The sequence below is a fragment of the Nocardia grenadensis genome, from assembly GCF_050942415.1.
In the GTDB taxonomy this organism is placed as follows: Bacteria; Actinomycetota; Actinomycetes; order Mycobacteriales; family Mycobacteriaceae; genus Nocardia; species Nocardia grenadensis.
The window spans coordinates 4,135,335-4,150,092 of the sequence record NZ_CP192054.1 but is presented as its reverse complement, the minus strand read 5'-3'; the positions used below and the strand labels follow the sequence as shown (position 1 = coordinate 4,150,092).

General features: G+C 68.1%; 14 protein-coding genes. 7 read left to right on the top strand and 7 right to left on the bottom strand.

Annotated elements, in window-relative coordinates; genetic code table 11:
• The first annotated feature begins 3 nt into the window (after positions 1-3).
• Positions 4-939 carry a LysR family transcriptional regulator gene (locus ACQPYS_RS18885; RefSeq protein WP_433490355.1) on the top strand — a complete coding sequence of 312 codons (936 nt, stop codon included), beginning with the start codon at positions 4-6 and terminating at the stop codon, positions 937-939.
• Here ACQPYS_RS18885 and ACQPYS_RS18880 read toward each other — a convergent pair.
• The 7 genes from ACQPYS_RS18880 to ACQPYS_RS18850 form a co-directional block, all read right to left on the bottom strand.
• The gene (locus ACQPYS_RS18880) at positions 933-1,916 is read right to left on the bottom strand and encodes an ester cyclase (protein ID WP_063038779.1); all 984 of its coding nucleotides are present in this window, start codon (positions 1,914-1,916) and stop codon (positions 933-935) included. The genes ACQPYS_RS18885 and ACQPYS_RS18880 overlap by 7 nt on opposite strands.
• Before the next feature lie 164 nt (positions 1,917-2,080).
• Positions 2,081-3,163: an ABC transporter ATP-binding protein gene (locus ACQPYS_RS18875; RefSeq protein WP_063038777.1), complete on the bottom strand. Its 1,083-nt coding sequence runs from the start codon at positions 3,161-3,163 to the stop codon at positions 2,081-2,083.
• 1 nt (position 3,164) lies between these two features.
• Positions 3,165-4,196: an ester cyclase gene (locus ACQPYS_RS18870; protein ID WP_433490354.1), complete on the bottom strand. Its 1,032-nt coding sequence runs from the start codon at positions 4,194-4,196 to the stop codon at positions 3,165-3,167.
• Positions 4,197-4,231: 35 nt separating this feature from the next.
• Entirely contained in the window at positions 4,232-5,620 is a 1,389-nt protein-coding gene (locus ACQPYS_RS18865; RefSeq protein ID WP_157107338.1) for an ABC transporter substrate-binding protein, read from the bottom strand.
• Positions 5,617-6,504 carry a carbohydrate ABC transporter permease gene (locus ACQPYS_RS18860; protein WP_063038771.1) on the bottom strand — a complete coding sequence of 296 codons (888 nt, stop codon included), beginning with the start codon at positions 6,502-6,504 and terminating at the stop codon, positions 5,617-5,619. Before ACQPYS_RS18860 ends, ACQPYS_RS18865 begins: the two co-directional genes overlap by 4 nt.
• The gene (locus ACQPYS_RS18855; RefSeq protein WP_433490353.1) at positions 6,501-7,421 is read right to left on the bottom strand and encodes a carbohydrate ABC transporter permease; all 921 of its coding nucleotides are present in this window, start codon (positions 7,419-7,421) and stop codon (positions 6,501-6,503) included. Before ACQPYS_RS18855 ends, ACQPYS_RS18860 begins: the two co-directional genes overlap by 4 nt.
• A 429-nt stretch (positions 7,422-7,850) precedes the next feature.
• Positions 7,851-8,855, bottom strand: a complete 1,005-nt coding sequence (locus ACQPYS_RS18850; protein WP_433490352.1) for a LacI family DNA-binding transcriptional regulator — start codon at positions 8,853-8,855, stop codon at positions 7,851-7,853.
• A 316-nt stretch (positions 8,856-9,171) separates the two neighbouring features.
• On the opposite strand from ACQPYS_RS18850, the gene ACQPYS_RS18845 reads away from it, so the two are divergent.
• The 6 genes from ACQPYS_RS18845 to ACQPYS_RS18820 all read left to right on the top strand — a co-directional run bounded on the left by ACQPYS_RS18845 (position 9,172) and on the right by ACQPYS_RS18820 (position 14,703).
• Positions 9,172-10,311: a cupin domain-containing protein gene (locus ACQPYS_RS18845; RefSeq protein WP_063038765.1), complete on the top strand. Its 1,140-nt coding sequence runs from the start codon at positions 9,172-9,174 to the stop codon at positions 10,309-10,311.
• 1 nt (position 10,312) lies between these two features.
• The gene (locus tag ACQPYS_RS18840) at positions 10,313-11,047 is read left to right on the top strand and encodes an alpha/beta fold hydrolase (RefSeq protein ID WP_063038762.1); all 735 of its coding nucleotides are present in this window, start codon (positions 10,313-10,315) and stop codon (positions 11,045-11,047) included.
• Entirely contained in the window at positions 11,038-12,360 is a 1,323-nt protein-coding gene (hisD, locus tag ACQPYS_RS18835) for a histidinol dehydrogenase (RefSeq protein WP_433490351.1), read from the top strand. Before ACQPYS_RS18840 ends, hisD begins: the two co-directional genes overlap by 10 nt.
• Positions 12,361-12,494: 134 nt before the next feature.
• Positions 12,495-13,247 (top strand): SDR family NAD(P)-dependent oxidoreductase, encoded by a 753-nt coding sequence (locus ACQPYS_RS18830; protein ID WP_431940357.1) that lies wholly within the window; start codon positions 12,495-12,497, stop codon positions 13,245-13,247.
• Complete coding sequence (locus ACQPYS_RS18825; protein WP_433490350.1) at positions 13,247-13,993, top strand: HpcH/HpaI aldolase family protein; 747 nt, start codon at positions 13,247-13,249, stop codon at positions 13,991-13,993. Before ACQPYS_RS18830 ends, ACQPYS_RS18825 begins: the two co-directional genes overlap by 1 nt.
• Before the next feature lie 161 nt (positions 13,994-14,154).
• Complete coding sequence (locus ACQPYS_RS18820) at positions 14,155-14,703, top strand: M15 family metallopeptidase (protein WP_433490349.1); 549 nt, start codon at positions 14,155-14,157, stop codon at positions 14,701-14,703.
• The last annotated feature ends 55 nt before the right edge of the window (positions 14,704-14,758 follow it).

The window sequence follows — 14,758 nt, the reverse complement described above, 5'->3', positions numbered from 1 at the left end:
CCTGTGACTCTCCGGCAACTGCGCGCGTTTCTCGTCACGGCCCGGACCGGGACGTTCACCGCCGCCGCCAAATCGCTCGGTATCGCCCAGGCCTCGGTCTCCGAACTGGTCCGGACCCTCGAGGACGAATACGGGACAATCCTATTCGTCCGCGGCGGCCGCAAACTTGTCCTCACCGCCGCCGGGGTCGCGCTGCTGCCGCATGCCGAACACTCGCTGGCCGCGGCCGACAGCGGGGTGGCGGCGCTGAAATCGGTGCGGTCGCTGACCGGCGGTGTGGCCACCTTCGGCGTGCTCCGCAATGCCTCGTACTATCTGCTGTCCGAGCTGGCCGAGGAGTTCCATCGCCGATTCCCGGAGGTACGGATCCGGCTGGTGGGGATGAACTCGGTCGAGGTCGCGGCGGAGGTCGCCGAGGGGCGGCTGGAAGCGGGCCTGGTGGTACTGCCCATCGATGCCGACGGGCTGCGGGTGACCCCGCTGGTCCGGGACGAAGTGCTCTACGCCTCCGTCGTACCGGAGCGCGTGGCGAGCGCTGTCACCATCGACCAGTTCGCCCACGCCACGGTGGTCCTCTACGACGCGCACTACGGATGGAAGGAACCGACCCGCCGCCAACTGGCCGAACGGGCTCAGCTCGCGGGTCACCGGATCGAACCGCTGATCGAGGTGGAACAGGTGGAATCGGCGCTCGGGCTGGTGCGGCGGGGGATCGGGGACACGATCATCTCGCGCGCCGTCGCGACCAGTTCCGCCTGCCCGCCCGAGGTGCGGGTGGTGAGTTTCGCGCCGCCGCTGTACGACACCATCGCGCTGGTCCAGCGGGAATCGGGGGTGCTGTCGCCGGCGACGCGAGAGCTGGCGCGGATGGCGCAGCAGATGCTGCTGCGCAATCGGGTCGCCGCCGCGCCCGGCGGCGACCCGGACGGCGATCAGTAGATGTTCTGGCTCACATACGGTTCGTCGCCGCGACGGGCGTAGATCTGGGACCGGGTGGCGATATCGTCGTAGATCCGGGTCTCCTTGACGATCTTGCCGGACTGGACCAGGAACTGGGAGATGCCGATGATCTCGACCGGTGAGCCGGTGAGCGGGCCGTAATCGGCGATCCCGTCGTACTTTCCGGTGAACTTCCAGGTCACCGCGATGCGCAGGCCGCCGTAGCGGGGTGAGTCGTTGGCCGCGACATCCCGGATGTCGAAGGTGCCGCCCGGGAAGGGCCGCAGCATACGCAGCAGTGCGCGCCGATAGCCCTCGGGGCGGGCGATGGTGCGATCGTCGATGGTGTTCAGCCACAGGTCGCGGATCCAGAACTGCTCGACCCGTTCCAGTTCGCGCTTGTTCCAGACCGAGTCGATGAACTCGAGCACCATTTCGACCTCGGGCCGGAAATCGTCCGGCCGCGGACCGCTCCCGCCTTCGGTGATCACATCGGCGGGGGCGGGGCCGGCCATGGAACCGCTGAAGCCGCGGAATGCCTGCCGGCGGGCGAGTTCGTCGGGGTCCTGGCCGAGTTGGCGCGCCACCGACAGCGCGTCGCGCACGACCCATTCCTCGACCATCCGGCCGCGGCGGTAGAGGCAGTTGGCGATATTGCGGCTGCGGTATTCGATGTTCTCCAGGTCGGTACCGAGCACCAGATGCGAGCTGAGGAACGCGTCGTCGCCGCGGGCCTCCCAGACGATGTCCTCGGCCTGGCCCACCCGGTTCGGGGTGGTCGAGATCCGCATGAGTGTTCCCTCGATCACCTCGCGTGCGGTGGTGGAGGTGCCGTACACGCCGTGCACGATCGAATCCGGTTCGTAGTTGTCGTTGATATGGCCGATCGCGCGCTCGATCCAGATGTGATCGGTGACCTCGCGGATGAAGTCGTCGGGGTCGGCGTAGGGCTGATAGGCAATCGGATCGAGTGGCATGAGACCTAGGGTACATACGTATTCATCGCCAGGGAAGTGCCGGTTGCGGCGATGTGGGAAGGATATCCGGGAACTGCGCCGACGCGCCGGAAGCCGTGCCGGGCGCGGACAGCACAATGCGCCGGCCGGGGCGGAGCCCGGCCGGCGCACGGTGAAGGGGCAGCTCAGGCCGCCAGGCGAGCGCCCGTATCCGGATGGAACAGATGCACTTCCTCATGGTTGCGGACACCGACGCGCACCGTCTGCCCGATTCGTGGCGGGGTCCGGCCGTCGACCCGGACATTCACCCGATGCGGTCCGGACGGGCTCAGCACGGTGCCGTAGACATACGCATCCGCGCCCAGCTCCTCGACCAGTTCCACGGTGAGTGCGAAGCCCTCGTCTTCTTCGCCGATCAACCGCAGTGTCTCCGGCCGGATCCCGCACACGATCTCGCGCAGATCCGCGACCGCCGACCGCGCCACCGGGACGGTGCAATCGCCGATCTCGACTCCGTCGGCGCATACGCTCAAGGTCGTGAGGTTCATGCCGGGCGAGCCCATGAAACCCGCCACGAAGGCATTGGCCGGACGGTCGTACAGTTCGCGCGGGGTCGCCACCTGTTGCAGCACACCGTCTTTCAGCACCGCGACCCGGTGGCCCATCGTCATGGCCTCGACCTGATCGTGGGTGACGTAGACCGTGGTGGTGGCCAGCCGCTGCTGCAGCGAGGCGATATTGGCGCGGGTCTCCACGCGCAGTTTGGCATCGAGATTCGACAGCGGCTCGTCCATCAGGAACACCGCCGGATCGCGGACGATCGCCCGGCCCATCGCCACGCGCTGGCGCTGCCCGCCGGAGAGCGCCTTGGGCTTGCGATCGAGGAACGGGGCGAGGTCCAGCATCTTCGCCGCATCGGCGACCTTCTGCCGGATGGTGTCCTTCGGTACGCCCTGGAGCTTCAGGGCGAAGCCCATATTGTCGCCGACGGTCATATGCGGGTACAGCGCGTAGGACTGGAACACCATGGCGATATCGCGTTCCTTCGGCTGGACGAAGGTGACATCGCGGTCGCCGATGGAGATCGACCCGTCGTCGACGTCCTCGAGCCCGGCCAGCATGCGCAGCGCGGTGGTCTTACCCGAGCCGGACGGTCCGACCAGCACCAGGAATTCGCCGTCGGCGATATCCAGGTCCAGGCGGTCGACGGCGGCGCTGTCGGACCCGGCGTAGCGGCGGGTCGCCTTCTGGTAACTGACTTCTGCCATGTCACTGCCTTTCCGGAGCGGAGGCGGCGGCCGCCGCCGCGGTGGGTTCGTCGCCGCGGGCGCGGGCGAGCTGGGCCAGGACGGCGAGTTGGTCGTAGACCCGCCACTCCTCGACGATGCGGCCCTCGCGCAGCCGGAACTGCGAGGACCCGAGAATTTCGACCCGGGACCCGGTGGCCGGGCCGAGAACCGGCAGTCCCGAGTAGGTACCGGTGAGCCACCAGACGACACCTACCCGCAGCCCGCCGTGCGGCGCCGAATCATTGGCCACGATGTCGCGCACCTCGATCCGGGCATCGGGGAAGGGCGCGAGCAGGTCCATCCACGATTCCTGGTAGTTCCGCGGCCGGGTGAGCGTGCGGTTGCCGACCGTGTGGCAGGTGATATCGCGGGCGATGTACTCGTCGATCCGGTGGAACATGGCCTGGCCCGGCACGGTGTCGAACATGTCCAGGACGAAGGCGCATTCGTCGCGGTGGGTATCGGGGCGGGCGCCCGAATCGCCGGCGGTGAGGGGTTGCACCGCTTTCTCGCGAGCGGCCGAACCGGTGAAACCGCGGAAGGCGAGGGTGCGCGCCACCTCGAATGGATCCAGGCCGAGGTCCTGGACCACGGCGAGTTCGTCGCGGATCACCCACTCCTCCTCCATCACTCCGTTGCGATAGAGGCAGTTCGCGATGGTCCGGTGTGAGAACCGGCGATGGGTGGGCGGTCCGTAGACGGTGTGCTTGGAGTTCGTGCCGCTGCTGAAGATGCGATGCGAACTGAGGAACGCGTCGTCACCGCGGGCTTCCCACACCACGTCCTCGGCCTGGCCCACCCGGTCCGGGAAGGCGCTGATCTTGGCCAGGGTGGAGGCGACCACGGGTTCCACGCCGACCCCGGTGCCGTAGGCGCCGTGCACGATCGCGTCGGGGGCGTAGTTCTGCCTGATCAGTCCGACCCCGCGCTGCACCCAGATGCGGTCGGTCCACTCGACGATGAACTCCTCCGGATCGGCATAGGGCAGGAAGGCACTGTCTTTCAAAGTCATACATTCGGCTTTCGTGTGGAAGCGAGGGCGCTCGCTCAGTCGAGATCGTCGATTCGGCGTGCCGCGTCGGTGAGTTGCTCGCGCACATCGTCGCCGTTGGCCATATTGCTGACGGCCACGGCCAGCACATCCATGATCCGGGGCCAATCCAGGTTCATCGGAATGGCGCGGGCGGACTGCAGCGCTTCGTATTGTCGCCGGGGCAGGTCGTTGTTGGCCGCGTTGACCTCGGGATCGAGCATGTTCGAATCGTGCATGGTGATCCCGGTGCTCGTCGCCGGCGACGATTTGTCCAGCGCGATAGCGCGTTCGGTCGCCGCGTCGGTCATCCACTTCACGTACTCCCAGGCCGCGCCCTGGTTGTTCGACGTGTTCATGACGCCGGCCAGCCAGGTGTAGGCGTAGCTCTGCGCCTCGTGGCCGGGGAAGCCCGGCATCGGTGCTACGCCCACATTGCCGGCCAACTCGGGGGCCGCTTTCGTCGGGTTGACGAAATCCTCCATATGCCAGGACCAGGTGAATACGGTGGCTGCATCGCCGTTCTGGAAGGCTTTGGTGGATTCCAGCTCGCTCCAGTTCGACGATTCCGGCGGGCTGTAGCCCGCGCGGAACGACTCCAGGTACTTCTCGGTCGCGGCTACTCCTGCCGGGGTGTCGAATGCCGCGTCGCCGTTCTCGTCGAGAAGTTCCGCGCCGTTGCTCCACAGCATGGCCAGCCAGGTGTTCAGGTTCTGGCCGTTGCGTCGGTTGAACTGACCGGCCACCGGATATTCCGGGGTGGCCCGCTTGATCGTCTCCAGCTGGCGATAGTATTCCGCCCACGTCGTGGGCGGTTCCAGGCCCAGCTTCGCGTAGATGTCCTTGCGGTAGAAGAGGTTGTAGGAGAAACCGCGCAGCGGCATCCCGTAGGTTGTCTCCGGATCACCGGCGGACGCGGCCTCCTTGAACGGCCCGGAGAAATCGTCCATGGTCACCCCGTGGGCGGCCATCACCTCGTTCAGCGGCTGGACCCCGATCTTCAGCGACGGGCCCCAGGCGTCCGGCCAGATGAGCGCGTCGTAGGTGCCGCCACCGATGGCGCTCTCGGCCACGATCTTCTGCAGGTAGGCCGCGTAGGGGATATTCGACCATTCGACCTCGATACCGGTGCGCTCGGTGAACTCCGCGGTGCGCTGGTGCAGCGCGGCGAACTGCGGCACGGTGGCACAGCAGGTGAGCAGGCGGATCGTGGTGCCGTCGTAGGGTTTGCCGTCGAGCAGGCCGTCCGGCCCTACGGCTGCCGTCGCGACCTGGTCCATCAGGCTCTTGGTCTCCGGGGCGCTCGTACAACCCCCGGCCAGAACGGCCAGCACGGTCGCGAAGACCAAGGCCAGGACACCGCGTCCCCGTCTCTTGTGTTCCGGTCGTCCGGACAGCGCCCTCACTTGACTGCTCCTAGGGTCATGCCCTGCGCGAAGTGCTTACGCACCAGTGTCGCCAGGACGATCATCGGCACCATCACCAGCAGGCCGGCCGCCGCCATCTGGCCCCACAGCACACCGTCGGGCTGGTCCAGCGTCATCAGCGAGACCGGGAGGGTGACCGCGTTGCTGCGAGCCAGGAAGGTCGGGAAGAGGAATTCGTTCCAGGACAGCAGGAACGAGAACACCACGCCGACGAAGATGCCCGGTGCGGCCAGCGGCGTCACCACGCGCCACAGCAGGGCGAGCTGGCCGCAGCCGTCGAGTCGGCCGGCCTCCTCGATCTCGACGGGCAGGCCGTCGACGAAGCCCTTGAGCAACCAGGTGTTGTACGGCACCACAATGGCCAGGTTGGTGACGATCAGCGCGAGATGGGTGTCGAGCAGCCCCAGGTCGCGGTACATGGTGAGGAAGGGCAGCGCGATCGCGACACCCGGGATGAACTGGGTCGCGACGATGCCCAGCAGGATCGGTTTCGCGCCGGGGAATTTGTACCGGGAGAAACCATAGGCGGCCAGCATGGACAGCGGTACCGCGATCACGGTGGTGACCACGGCGACGATGACGCTGTTCCACATCGGCCCCACGAGATCGTTCTGGCCGCCGATGATCGCCCGGAAGTTGTCGAGGGAGGGCCGGAACAGGATCGAGGTGGAGAAGACCGCACGATCCGGTTTGAACGCGGTGAGCGTGAGCCACAGGATCGGGAACATCACGAAGAACAGGATCACGAGGGTGCCCAGCAGGCGTAGCAGACTGCCTGCCCGCCCGAGTAGCGAGGGACCGCGGCGGACCGCCTTCGGGGCCGGCCGGGCGGCGGTGGGAACGGATTCGAGGGTGTCGGTCATTTCTGCTCCTGCCGACCCATGAGGATCAGGTATCCGGTGGCGAGCACGCCCAGCACGACGACCAGGATCCACGAGACGGCCGAGGCGTAGCCGATATCGAGGAAGGTGAAGCCCTGCTCGTAGGCGAAGAAGTTCAGGGTTTCGGTGGCCCGGCCCGGACCGCCGCCCGTGGTGGTGACGACCTGGTCGAACATCTTCACCGACCACACGGCCTTGAGGAATACGACGATCAGGATCAGCGGCCGCAGCAGCGGGAACTTGATCCGCCAGAACTCCTGCCAGGGGTTGGCGCCGTCGACACGCGCGGCATCGCGGATCTCCGGTGAGATGGAACCGAGGCCGCCGAGGAACATGAGCGCGATGAGCGGCGCCCAGCCCCAGATCTCACTCAGAGTCACCACGACCAGCGCCCAGAACGGTTCACCGAGCCAGTTGATGTCCCGGGTGAACGGCAGCAGGGTGTCGAGCATGTCGTCGTAGACGCCGTAGTCGGGGTTGAACATGAAGCGCCAGGAATAGCCCTTGAGGGCGGGGGCGATGGCGAACGGCAGGATGAGCAGCGCCTTGGTAAGGCTGTTCAACCAGGTCGCCTTGTTCAGGACGAGGGCCATGATCAGGCCCAGCCCGACCGACAGCACCACCGACATGACGGTGAAGAGCACGGTCACCCACACCGCGTTGTGGAAGGTATCGTCGGTCAGCGCCTTGGTGTACTGCGCGAATCCCACGAACTGCTCGGGTTCGCGGGTCTCGTTCACCCGCCAGTGCCGGAAGCTGTTCACCAGGGCGACGCCCAGCGGGTAGATCGTCGTGAGGACGATGGCCACGAGGGCGGGGGCCAGATGCGCGTACGGCACGCCGATCCGGCGCCAGGCGGAATGTCCGCGGCGGGGGGAGGCCGCGGTGGTGGCCGTCATCGCCGGGCCCGCGATCGCGGCGGACAGGAGGTCGGGGCGCCGGGGTCGGCGAGTGGCTCGGCCCGGTGGGGGCGGCTCGGCTTCACTCTGAACTCCTTCGGATTGTGATCCCACAGGACGGGGGAGAGGGAGGGGGAGGCGGCGCAATGTAACGCGGCTCTCAGTGTCCGGTGAGTGTATGCGTATGTATTCGAGAAAGACAAGGGGTCGTACTGGGGCGGCCGGGTAAGGTTTACATACCCGTCACCTCGTGCTTGTGGGCTTAACTAGGTCACAAGCGGTCTGGTTAGCCGTTGTGCCGGCTTTCCGGATCGCGGGAGCGACGGCCTTGTCGGGCGAGGTCATGATACGTATGCACTACCGGCCCGAGGTGCGCTGAATCCACACGTGGACGGCCGGTGTCGGGCACCGCGAACAGCGCCGACGCTGTTACGGGCGCGGGGCGGAAACGGTGGCGCGTTCGATGAGCTGCGGCGTCATGACGATGCGGCGCGGGCCGTCGTCGCTGTTCTCTTTTTCGAGACGTTCGACGAGCAGGCGCGCGGCCGCCGCGGCCATCGCGTCGAGGTCGTGACCCACGGTGGTGAGGCGGAATGCCTCCCACTCGGCCATCGGAATATTGTCGAAGCCGATGATGCCGATGTCCCCAGGAATGCTAACGCCCCTGGCCAGGGCAGCGTTGAGCGCCCCGATCGCGATGACGTCGTTACCACAGAACACCGCTGTCGGGCGCGGGTCGGCATCGAGTAGTTCCAGCATCGCCCGGTAGCCGGTCTCGAATTCGAACGGGCCCCGGCGGGTGAACACGCTCGGCAACGCGATGCCCGCCTCGGCGAGCGCGGCGCGGAACCCGGTCTCCCGGTCGCGTCCGGTGCTGGTGGCGGCGGGACCGAAGATTCCGGCGATTCGGCGGTGGCCGTGCTCGGTGAGATGGTTCGCCGCCAGGCGCCCGCCGAGCTCGTTGTCCACCACCGCGGCGTCGGCGGTATGCGGGGTGCTCTCGCGGTTCAGGAAGACGAACGGTAGCCGACGGCGCAGGAGCTCCCCCGGGAGCAGCGAGTCGATATTGCTGGTCAGCAGGACCGCGCCGTCGATCGAGCCGTCCACCAGCTGTTCGAGCGGGACCTGATTGTCCGACCGCTCGGTGAACACCATCATCCGATAGGAGTGCTGCTCCAGCTCGTCGTGCAGTGGGCCGAGCAGATGCGGATAGAAGGGGTTGGTCAGATCGCTGACCACGATGCCGATGCGTCTGGTCCGGCGGGTCACCAGGCTGCGTCCGGCCTCGCTGGGCACATAGCCCAGGGCGGCCACCGCCTCCTGTACCCGGGCCCGGGTCTCCTCGGCGACCCGGGGATCGCCGCGCAGCGCGCGCGAGACGGTCGGCTGCGATACGCCTGCCAGTCGTGCGACATCGCGGCTCGTGATCGGCATGGATCTCCCTGATCGGGTGCGCGGCCGCCGTGGAAGCGACCGGTGCGGTTGTGTGAATACGAATCTTAGTCGATGTAAGCGGGTCTGCTGTTGTCTGCTTCCCGGGGAGGGCGTCGATCGTCTCGAGGCGGCGAATAGCCCTCATGATCGGGGAAAACGGGGCGGATGGTGCCGCCGATCGACTGGCGGGCGTTGACACCGAGCGCCTGCTCCGGCACGATGCATACGTATAAATCATTGTCGAATTCGCGATTTCCGTCCGTGTGGTTGCGCCGCCCGATCGTGTCGAGCGCCCACCGTGAGGAGAAGAGGTCAGATGTCTGCCGAAGTCACCGTCACCGCCGAGGATCTGGACCGGTATACCATCCGGCGCACCGACTTCGTGTCCTGCAACCAGGCGTTCATCGATTGCCGGACACCGGGCTCGGACCGCAAGGAGAACTACTCGATGATCGGGCGCGGCGTGAGCCAGAGCGCCGGTCAGGTGGTCAACCTGCGCGAACCGCACGGCTTCCAGATCGGCGCGGCCGCGATGCCCAACGGGGTCACCAACAACCTGCACCTGCACTTCACCGCCGAGGTCTTCCTGTGCTTCAAGGGCGAGTACCTGCTGCGATGGGGCGCGCAGGGGGAGCAGGGCGAACTCGTGCTCCGGGAAGGTGAGATCGCCTCCATCCCGACCTGGATCTTCCGCGGCTTCACCAATATCGGCCCCGACGACGGCTTCCTGTTCACCGCGCTCGGCATGGACGACACCGGCGGGATCATCTGGGGTCCCTCGGTCCTCGAGGAGGCCAAGGGGCACGGCCTCTACCTCACCGCCGACAACAAACTCGTCGATACCGTCGCCGGGGACGAGATCCCGGAAGGTGTCGAACTGGTCGAACCGGTCAGCGACGAACAGATCGCGGCGCTGCGTCCGTTCACGGCCGAACAGATGCGGGAACGGATCGCGACCCCGGACGATATCGAATGGTCCCGGCGCGCACTGCTCGATTCCGCGCTCCCCGGCGGCGGGGTCGAACTCGGCCTGGTGATCGGCTACGGCATGACCGAGGACGCGACCCAGGTGCCGCGGATCCACAATCCGCATGGGCACAACATCGCATGGCTGCGTGCCGAGCCGGGTGCCGGCGTCTCCGCGCACCGGCATGCGGAACGTCAGGTACTGATGGTCAAGGACGGCGAATGGGAGGTCACCCTCAACCGTGGCGTCGACGCCCGGACAGTCCGGCTGGGCGAGTGGGACATGCTGTCGGTCCCGGCCGGCGCCTACCGGTCGATCCGGAATGTGGGCGGGCAGACCGCGCTCATGCTCGTGGTCAACAGCGGGGACGGCCGGGTCCGGCTGACCTGGGACGAGGAGGTCGTCAAGGCGGCGGCCGACGCCGGCGACGCCCTCGACCACAACGGTTACCTCGCGCCGTACGCGCTGGTGCCGCGCCGGAAGCGCTGAGATGACCGCGGATATACCCGTCGTATTCGTCCCGGGCATGCTGTGCGACGCACAGCTGTGGGAGCAGGTGGACCCCGGGCCCGGTTTCCGCACTGTGCCCGGTGCCATCGACGCGCCATCCCTCACCGGTATGGCCGAGCAGGTGCTGAGCGCGGTGGACGGGCCTTTCGTACTGGCCGGTCTCAGCCTGGGCGCGATCGCCGGGTTCGAGGTGCTGCGCCGGGCGCCGGAGCGCGTCCTCGGATTCTGCGCGATATCGACGAATCCGCACGCCCCGACCGCCACCCAGTACCGCTCCTGGCACGATATGGCCTTCCGGACCACGCGCGGGGAGTTCGAGACCGTGGTGCGTGAGCTCATCGCGCCCACCATGTTCGGCGAACTGTCCGGCACGCCCGAACTGGTCGACCGCTTCGTCGCCATGGCCCGGCGCGTCGGGCCGAGCCGATTCCAGAGCCAGCTGCGGGCCCAAGCCGACCGTTTCGATTCGGTCCCGTCCCTGGGTGCCGTGGACTGCCCGGCCCTGATCGTCTCCGCGGATGACGACGCACTGTGCCCCCGCGAATACCACCGCGCCATCGCCGCGGCGATCGACGGCTCCCGCTTCGAGACGATCGCCGGTGCCGGTCATCTGTGCACCTGGGAAGTGCCGCACCGAATTTCCGAACTTCTGAGCGAGTGGCTGCCGGCCGTCGCTCGGTACCGAACCATCCGACAGGAGTCGACATGCCCGTAGTTCTGAAGAAGCCGGTCCCTGCCGAAGTGGTCCGTCAGGACCGCTCCGAGGTGGGCGAACGCGTCGCCGCGATCCTCGAGGACATCCGGCTCGGCGGCGACGCCGCGGTGCGCAGGTATTCCGAGCAGTTCGACAAGTGGAGCCCGGAATCGTTCCGGCTCTCTCCGGACCGGATCGAGGAGATCATCGCCTCGCTGCCCGCACAGGTCGTCGAGGACATCGAGTTCGTCCAGCGGCAGGTGCGTACCTTCGCGCAGCACCAGCGCGATTCGCTCACCGATTTCGAGGTCGAGACGCTGCCGGGTGTCCACCTCGGACAGAAGCACATCCCGATCGACCGGGTCGGCGCGTACGTGCCCGGCGGCCGCTACCCGCTCACCGCCTCGGCCCATATGACCATCGTGACCGCGAAGGTCGCCGGGGTACCGAGCGTGGCCGCCTGCACCCCACCGATCCGGGGCGAGATCCCGGCCGCGACCGTCGCCGCCATGCATCTGGCCGGGGCCGACGAGATCTACCTGCTGGGCGGTGTCCAGGCCGTGGGTGCGCTCGCCCGCGGTACCGAGACCATCGACCGGGCCGATCTGCTCGCCGGACCGGGTAACGCCTATGTCGCCGAGGCCAAACGGCAGCTCTTCGGCGAGGTCGGTATCGACCTGTTCGCCGGGCCCACCGAGATCCTGATCATCGCCGATGATGCCGCCGATCCGTTCGTCGTCGCGGTCGACCTGCTCTCCCAGGCCGAACACGGCCCGGATTCGCCCGCGGTACTGATCACCACCTCCGAGACGCTGGGCCGGCAGGTTCTCGACCATATCGAGACACTGCTGCCGGGTATGCCGACCGCCGATTTCGCGGCGCCGGCCTGGCGCGACCACGGCGAGATCATCGTGGTCGACTCCCTGGGCGAGGCCTACGAGCTCGCCGACACCTATGCCAGCGAGCACGTGGAGGTGCTGACCCGCGCACCGCGTGAGGCACTGGAGAAGATGACCAACTACGGTGGCCTGTTCCTGGGCGAGGGCACCTGCGTCTCCTACGGTGACAAGGTGATCGGGACCAACCATGTGCTCCCGACCCGCGGCTCGGCCCGCTACACCGGCGGGCTGTGGGTCGGGAAGTACCTGAAGACGGTCACCTACTCCGAGGTCGTCGACCAGGCGTCGAGCGCGCGGCTGGGCGAGGTATGCGGCCGGGCCGCCCGCGTCGAACTGTTCGAGGGGCATGCCCGGTCCGGCGATGTGCGGGCCGCCAAATACGCGGGCGCCGAGCTGCCGTGGGCCGGGAACATCTACGCCGGAGCGAACTCGTGAGCGGTGGGCCGCGCGGCGCGGCGGGTGGCCCGGCGTCCGGGGGCCCGGGTGACGGCCTCGGAACGGGGGAGATCGCTGCCCCGGCCGGGGAAGAGGACGGAGCGGTTCCGCCGAACCCCTCGGCGGTTGACCCGATCACCGGCCGTACCGCGCTGGTCACCGGTGGTGGCAGCGGGCTCGGTGCGGCCATCGCGCTGGCGCTGGCCGGCGCGGGCGCGCGGGTGATCGCGGTCGGGCGGGACCGGGACAAACTGGACCGGGTCGTGGCGCGGCATCCCGCGTCGATGCGGGCCGCGGTCTGCGATGTCGCCTCCCCGGAATCGGTGACCGCGCTGGCCACCGAACTCGCCGGCGAGGACGTCTCCATCCTGATCAACAATGCGGGCGTACCGGGCCCGGTCGGGCCGCTCACCGAGATCGACCCCGACGAGTGGGACGACGTCTTCGCGGTCAATGTGCGCGGCGTGTACCTGCTGTGCCGCGCTTTCGTCCCGGCGATGGTCGACGCGGGCCGCGGCGACGTGATCAACCTGGCATCGGTCTCCGGCAAGCGGCCCCTGGCCCGGCGCACGCCCTACTGTGCGTCGAAGATGGCGGTCATCGGGCTCACCACCACACTGGCCGCCGAGGTCGGGCCGCTGGGGGTGAACGTGAACTCGCTCTCGCCCGGTCCGGTGGACAGCGCCCGGATGCACCGAAACTTCCGGCTCGAGGCCGAACGGATCGGGACCAGCTACGAGGAGGCCGAACAGGCGTTTGTCTCGCGGGCCGCGCTCGGCCGTATGGTCACCGAGGACGAGGTGGCCCGGGCGGTGCTGGCGATGCTGGCGATGCCCGGTCTGTGCGCCGCCGATATCGATCTGTCGGCCGGAATGGTGGCCCGCTGATGACGGCGATGAAACAGCGCCTGCGCGACGGTGAGCGGCTGCTCGGTGTGCTGGTGCGGATGCCGGCGGAGGAACTCGTCGAGATGGCGGGGGTCGCCGGATTCGACTACGTCCTGATCGACTGCGAGCACGGCCCCGCCGACCTTATCCCGTTGCGGCAGCACATCGCCGCCGCCCGGGTGCACGGCATGGATGTGCTCGTGCGGGTGGGGCAGCAGGAACCGGCGCTGATCCAGCGGGCCCTCGACCACGGCGCCGCCGGGGTGGTGGTACCCCATATCGACGATGCGGGGCAGGCCGCGGGGGCGGTCCACGCGGCACGGTACCCACCGGTGGGCGACCGCGGTTTCGCGACCTACGGCCGGGCGGGCCGGTACGGGACGCGGACCCCGGCCGACCACCTCGCCGCCGACGCGCGGGAAACGCTGGTCATCGCCATGATCGAATCCACGGCGGGCTGCCGCAATGCCCCGGAGATCGTGGCTACCCCCGGGGTGGACGGTGTGATGGTCGGCCCGGCCGATCTCGCGGTGTCCATGGGCACCAACGGTCCGGCGGACCCGGCCGTCCTGGCCGAAATCGAGAAGGTCCACGCGGCCGTGGCCGATCACGAGCGGATCCGGCTCGATATCGTCTCCAGCGACCACCGGGCCGCCGCCGCGTTCGAGTCGGGCGCGGGCCTGGTGGTCTTCAACCTCACGCAGGTGCTGATGGAGATGTTCGCGAGGTTGCGGTCGGTGCGCTGATCGGTCGGTGGTCATTCGCGTGGTTCCTCGATGCCAGGGGGTGGTCGCGAATGGCCCCGAGCGTGCGGCGGGTGACAGAACAATGGCTTACGGATTACGTTTATGCAGCTCAGGGTGATTTTTTATGGAAGCGGCGGGTATGCGCCGATAGCATTCCCGGCATGATCGACCCCGCGCGCCTCCTGCCCCGCCGCCTCGCTGTGACGGCCGCGCTCCTGGCGGCCACGGCCGCCGGACCGGTACTGGGCACCGCGCCCGCCACCGCAGCGCCCGCAGCTCCCGCTCCCGCGCCGGCGTTCCCGGTCCCGCCGCTCACCGAGGTGGCCGCGGCGGGTACCGAAGGCCTGGACCCGCTGCTGGCCCTGGCCTACACCATGGCCGAACAGGAGGCATACGCCCGCGGTGTGCCGATGACGATCAACTCGGGTTATCGCTCGCCCGAGGAACAGCGGGCGATGTGGGAAGAAGGCCTGCGCACCTACGGGAGTCCGGAGGAGACCCGGCGCTGGGTGCTGCCCCCGGAGGAGTCCACCCATGTCACCGGCCGGGCCGTCGATATCGCGCCCCGGGAGGGTGCTGCCTGGCTGGAGGCCAACGGCAACCGCTGGGGGCTGTGCCGGACCTTCGACAACGAATGGTGGCATTTCGAACTCGCCACCCTCCCGGGGGCCGCGTGCCCGGCCCGGGTTCCCGATGCCGCGCACCGGTGACGCGGCGTCGGCCGGCGATCCGTGCTGATCAGCACTCCGGAAAACAGCGCCGGTG

Excerpts from the sequence above, each read along its gene's own strand:
- ACQPYS_RS18880 (WP_063038779.1), bottom strand. The coding sequence starts at position 1,916 with ATGCCACTCGATCCGATTGCCTATCAGCCCTACGCCGACCCCGACGAC.
- ACQPYS_RS18875 (WP_063038777.1), bottom strand. The coding sequence starts at position 3,163 with ATGGCAGAAGTCAGTTACCAGAAGGCGACCCGCCGCTACGCCGGGTCC.
- ACQPYS_RS18870 (WP_433490354.1), bottom strand. The coding sequence starts at position 4,196 with ATGACTTTGAAAGACAGTGCCTTCCTGCCCTATGCCGATCCGGAGGAG.
- ACQPYS_RS18860 (WP_063038771.1), bottom strand. The coding sequence starts at position 6,504 with ATGACCGACACCCTCGAATCCGTTCCCACCGCCGCCCGGCCGGCCCCG.
- ACQPYS_RS18855 (WP_433490353.1), bottom strand. The coding sequence starts at position 7,421 with ATGACGGCCACCACCGCGGCCTCCCCCCGCCGCGGACATTCCGCCTGG.
- ACQPYS_RS18850 (WP_433490352.1), bottom strand. The coding sequence starts at position 8,855 with ATGCCGATCACGAGCCGCGATGTCGCACGACTGGCAGGCGTATCGCAG.
- ACQPYS_RS18845 (WP_063038765.1), top strand. The coding sequence starts at position 9,172 with ATGTCTGCCGAAGTCACCGTCACCGCCGAGGATCTGGACCGGTATACC.
- ACQPYS_RS18840 (WP_063038762.1), top strand. The coding sequence starts at position 10,313 with ATGACCGCGGATATACCCGTCGTATTCGTCCCGGGCATGCTGTGCGAC.
- hisD (WP_433490351.1), top strand. The coding sequence starts at position 11,038 with ATGCCCGTAGTTCTGAAGAAGCCGGTCCCTGCCGAAGTGGTCCGTCAG.
- ACQPYS_RS18825 (WP_433490350.1), top strand. The coding sequence starts at position 13,247 with ATGACGGCGATGAAACAGCGCCTGCGCGACGGTGAGCGGCTGCTCGGT.
- ACQPYS_RS18820 (WP_433490349.1), top strand. The coding sequence starts at position 14,155 with ATGATCGACCCCGCGCGCCTCCTGCCCCGCCGCCTCGCTGTGACGGCC.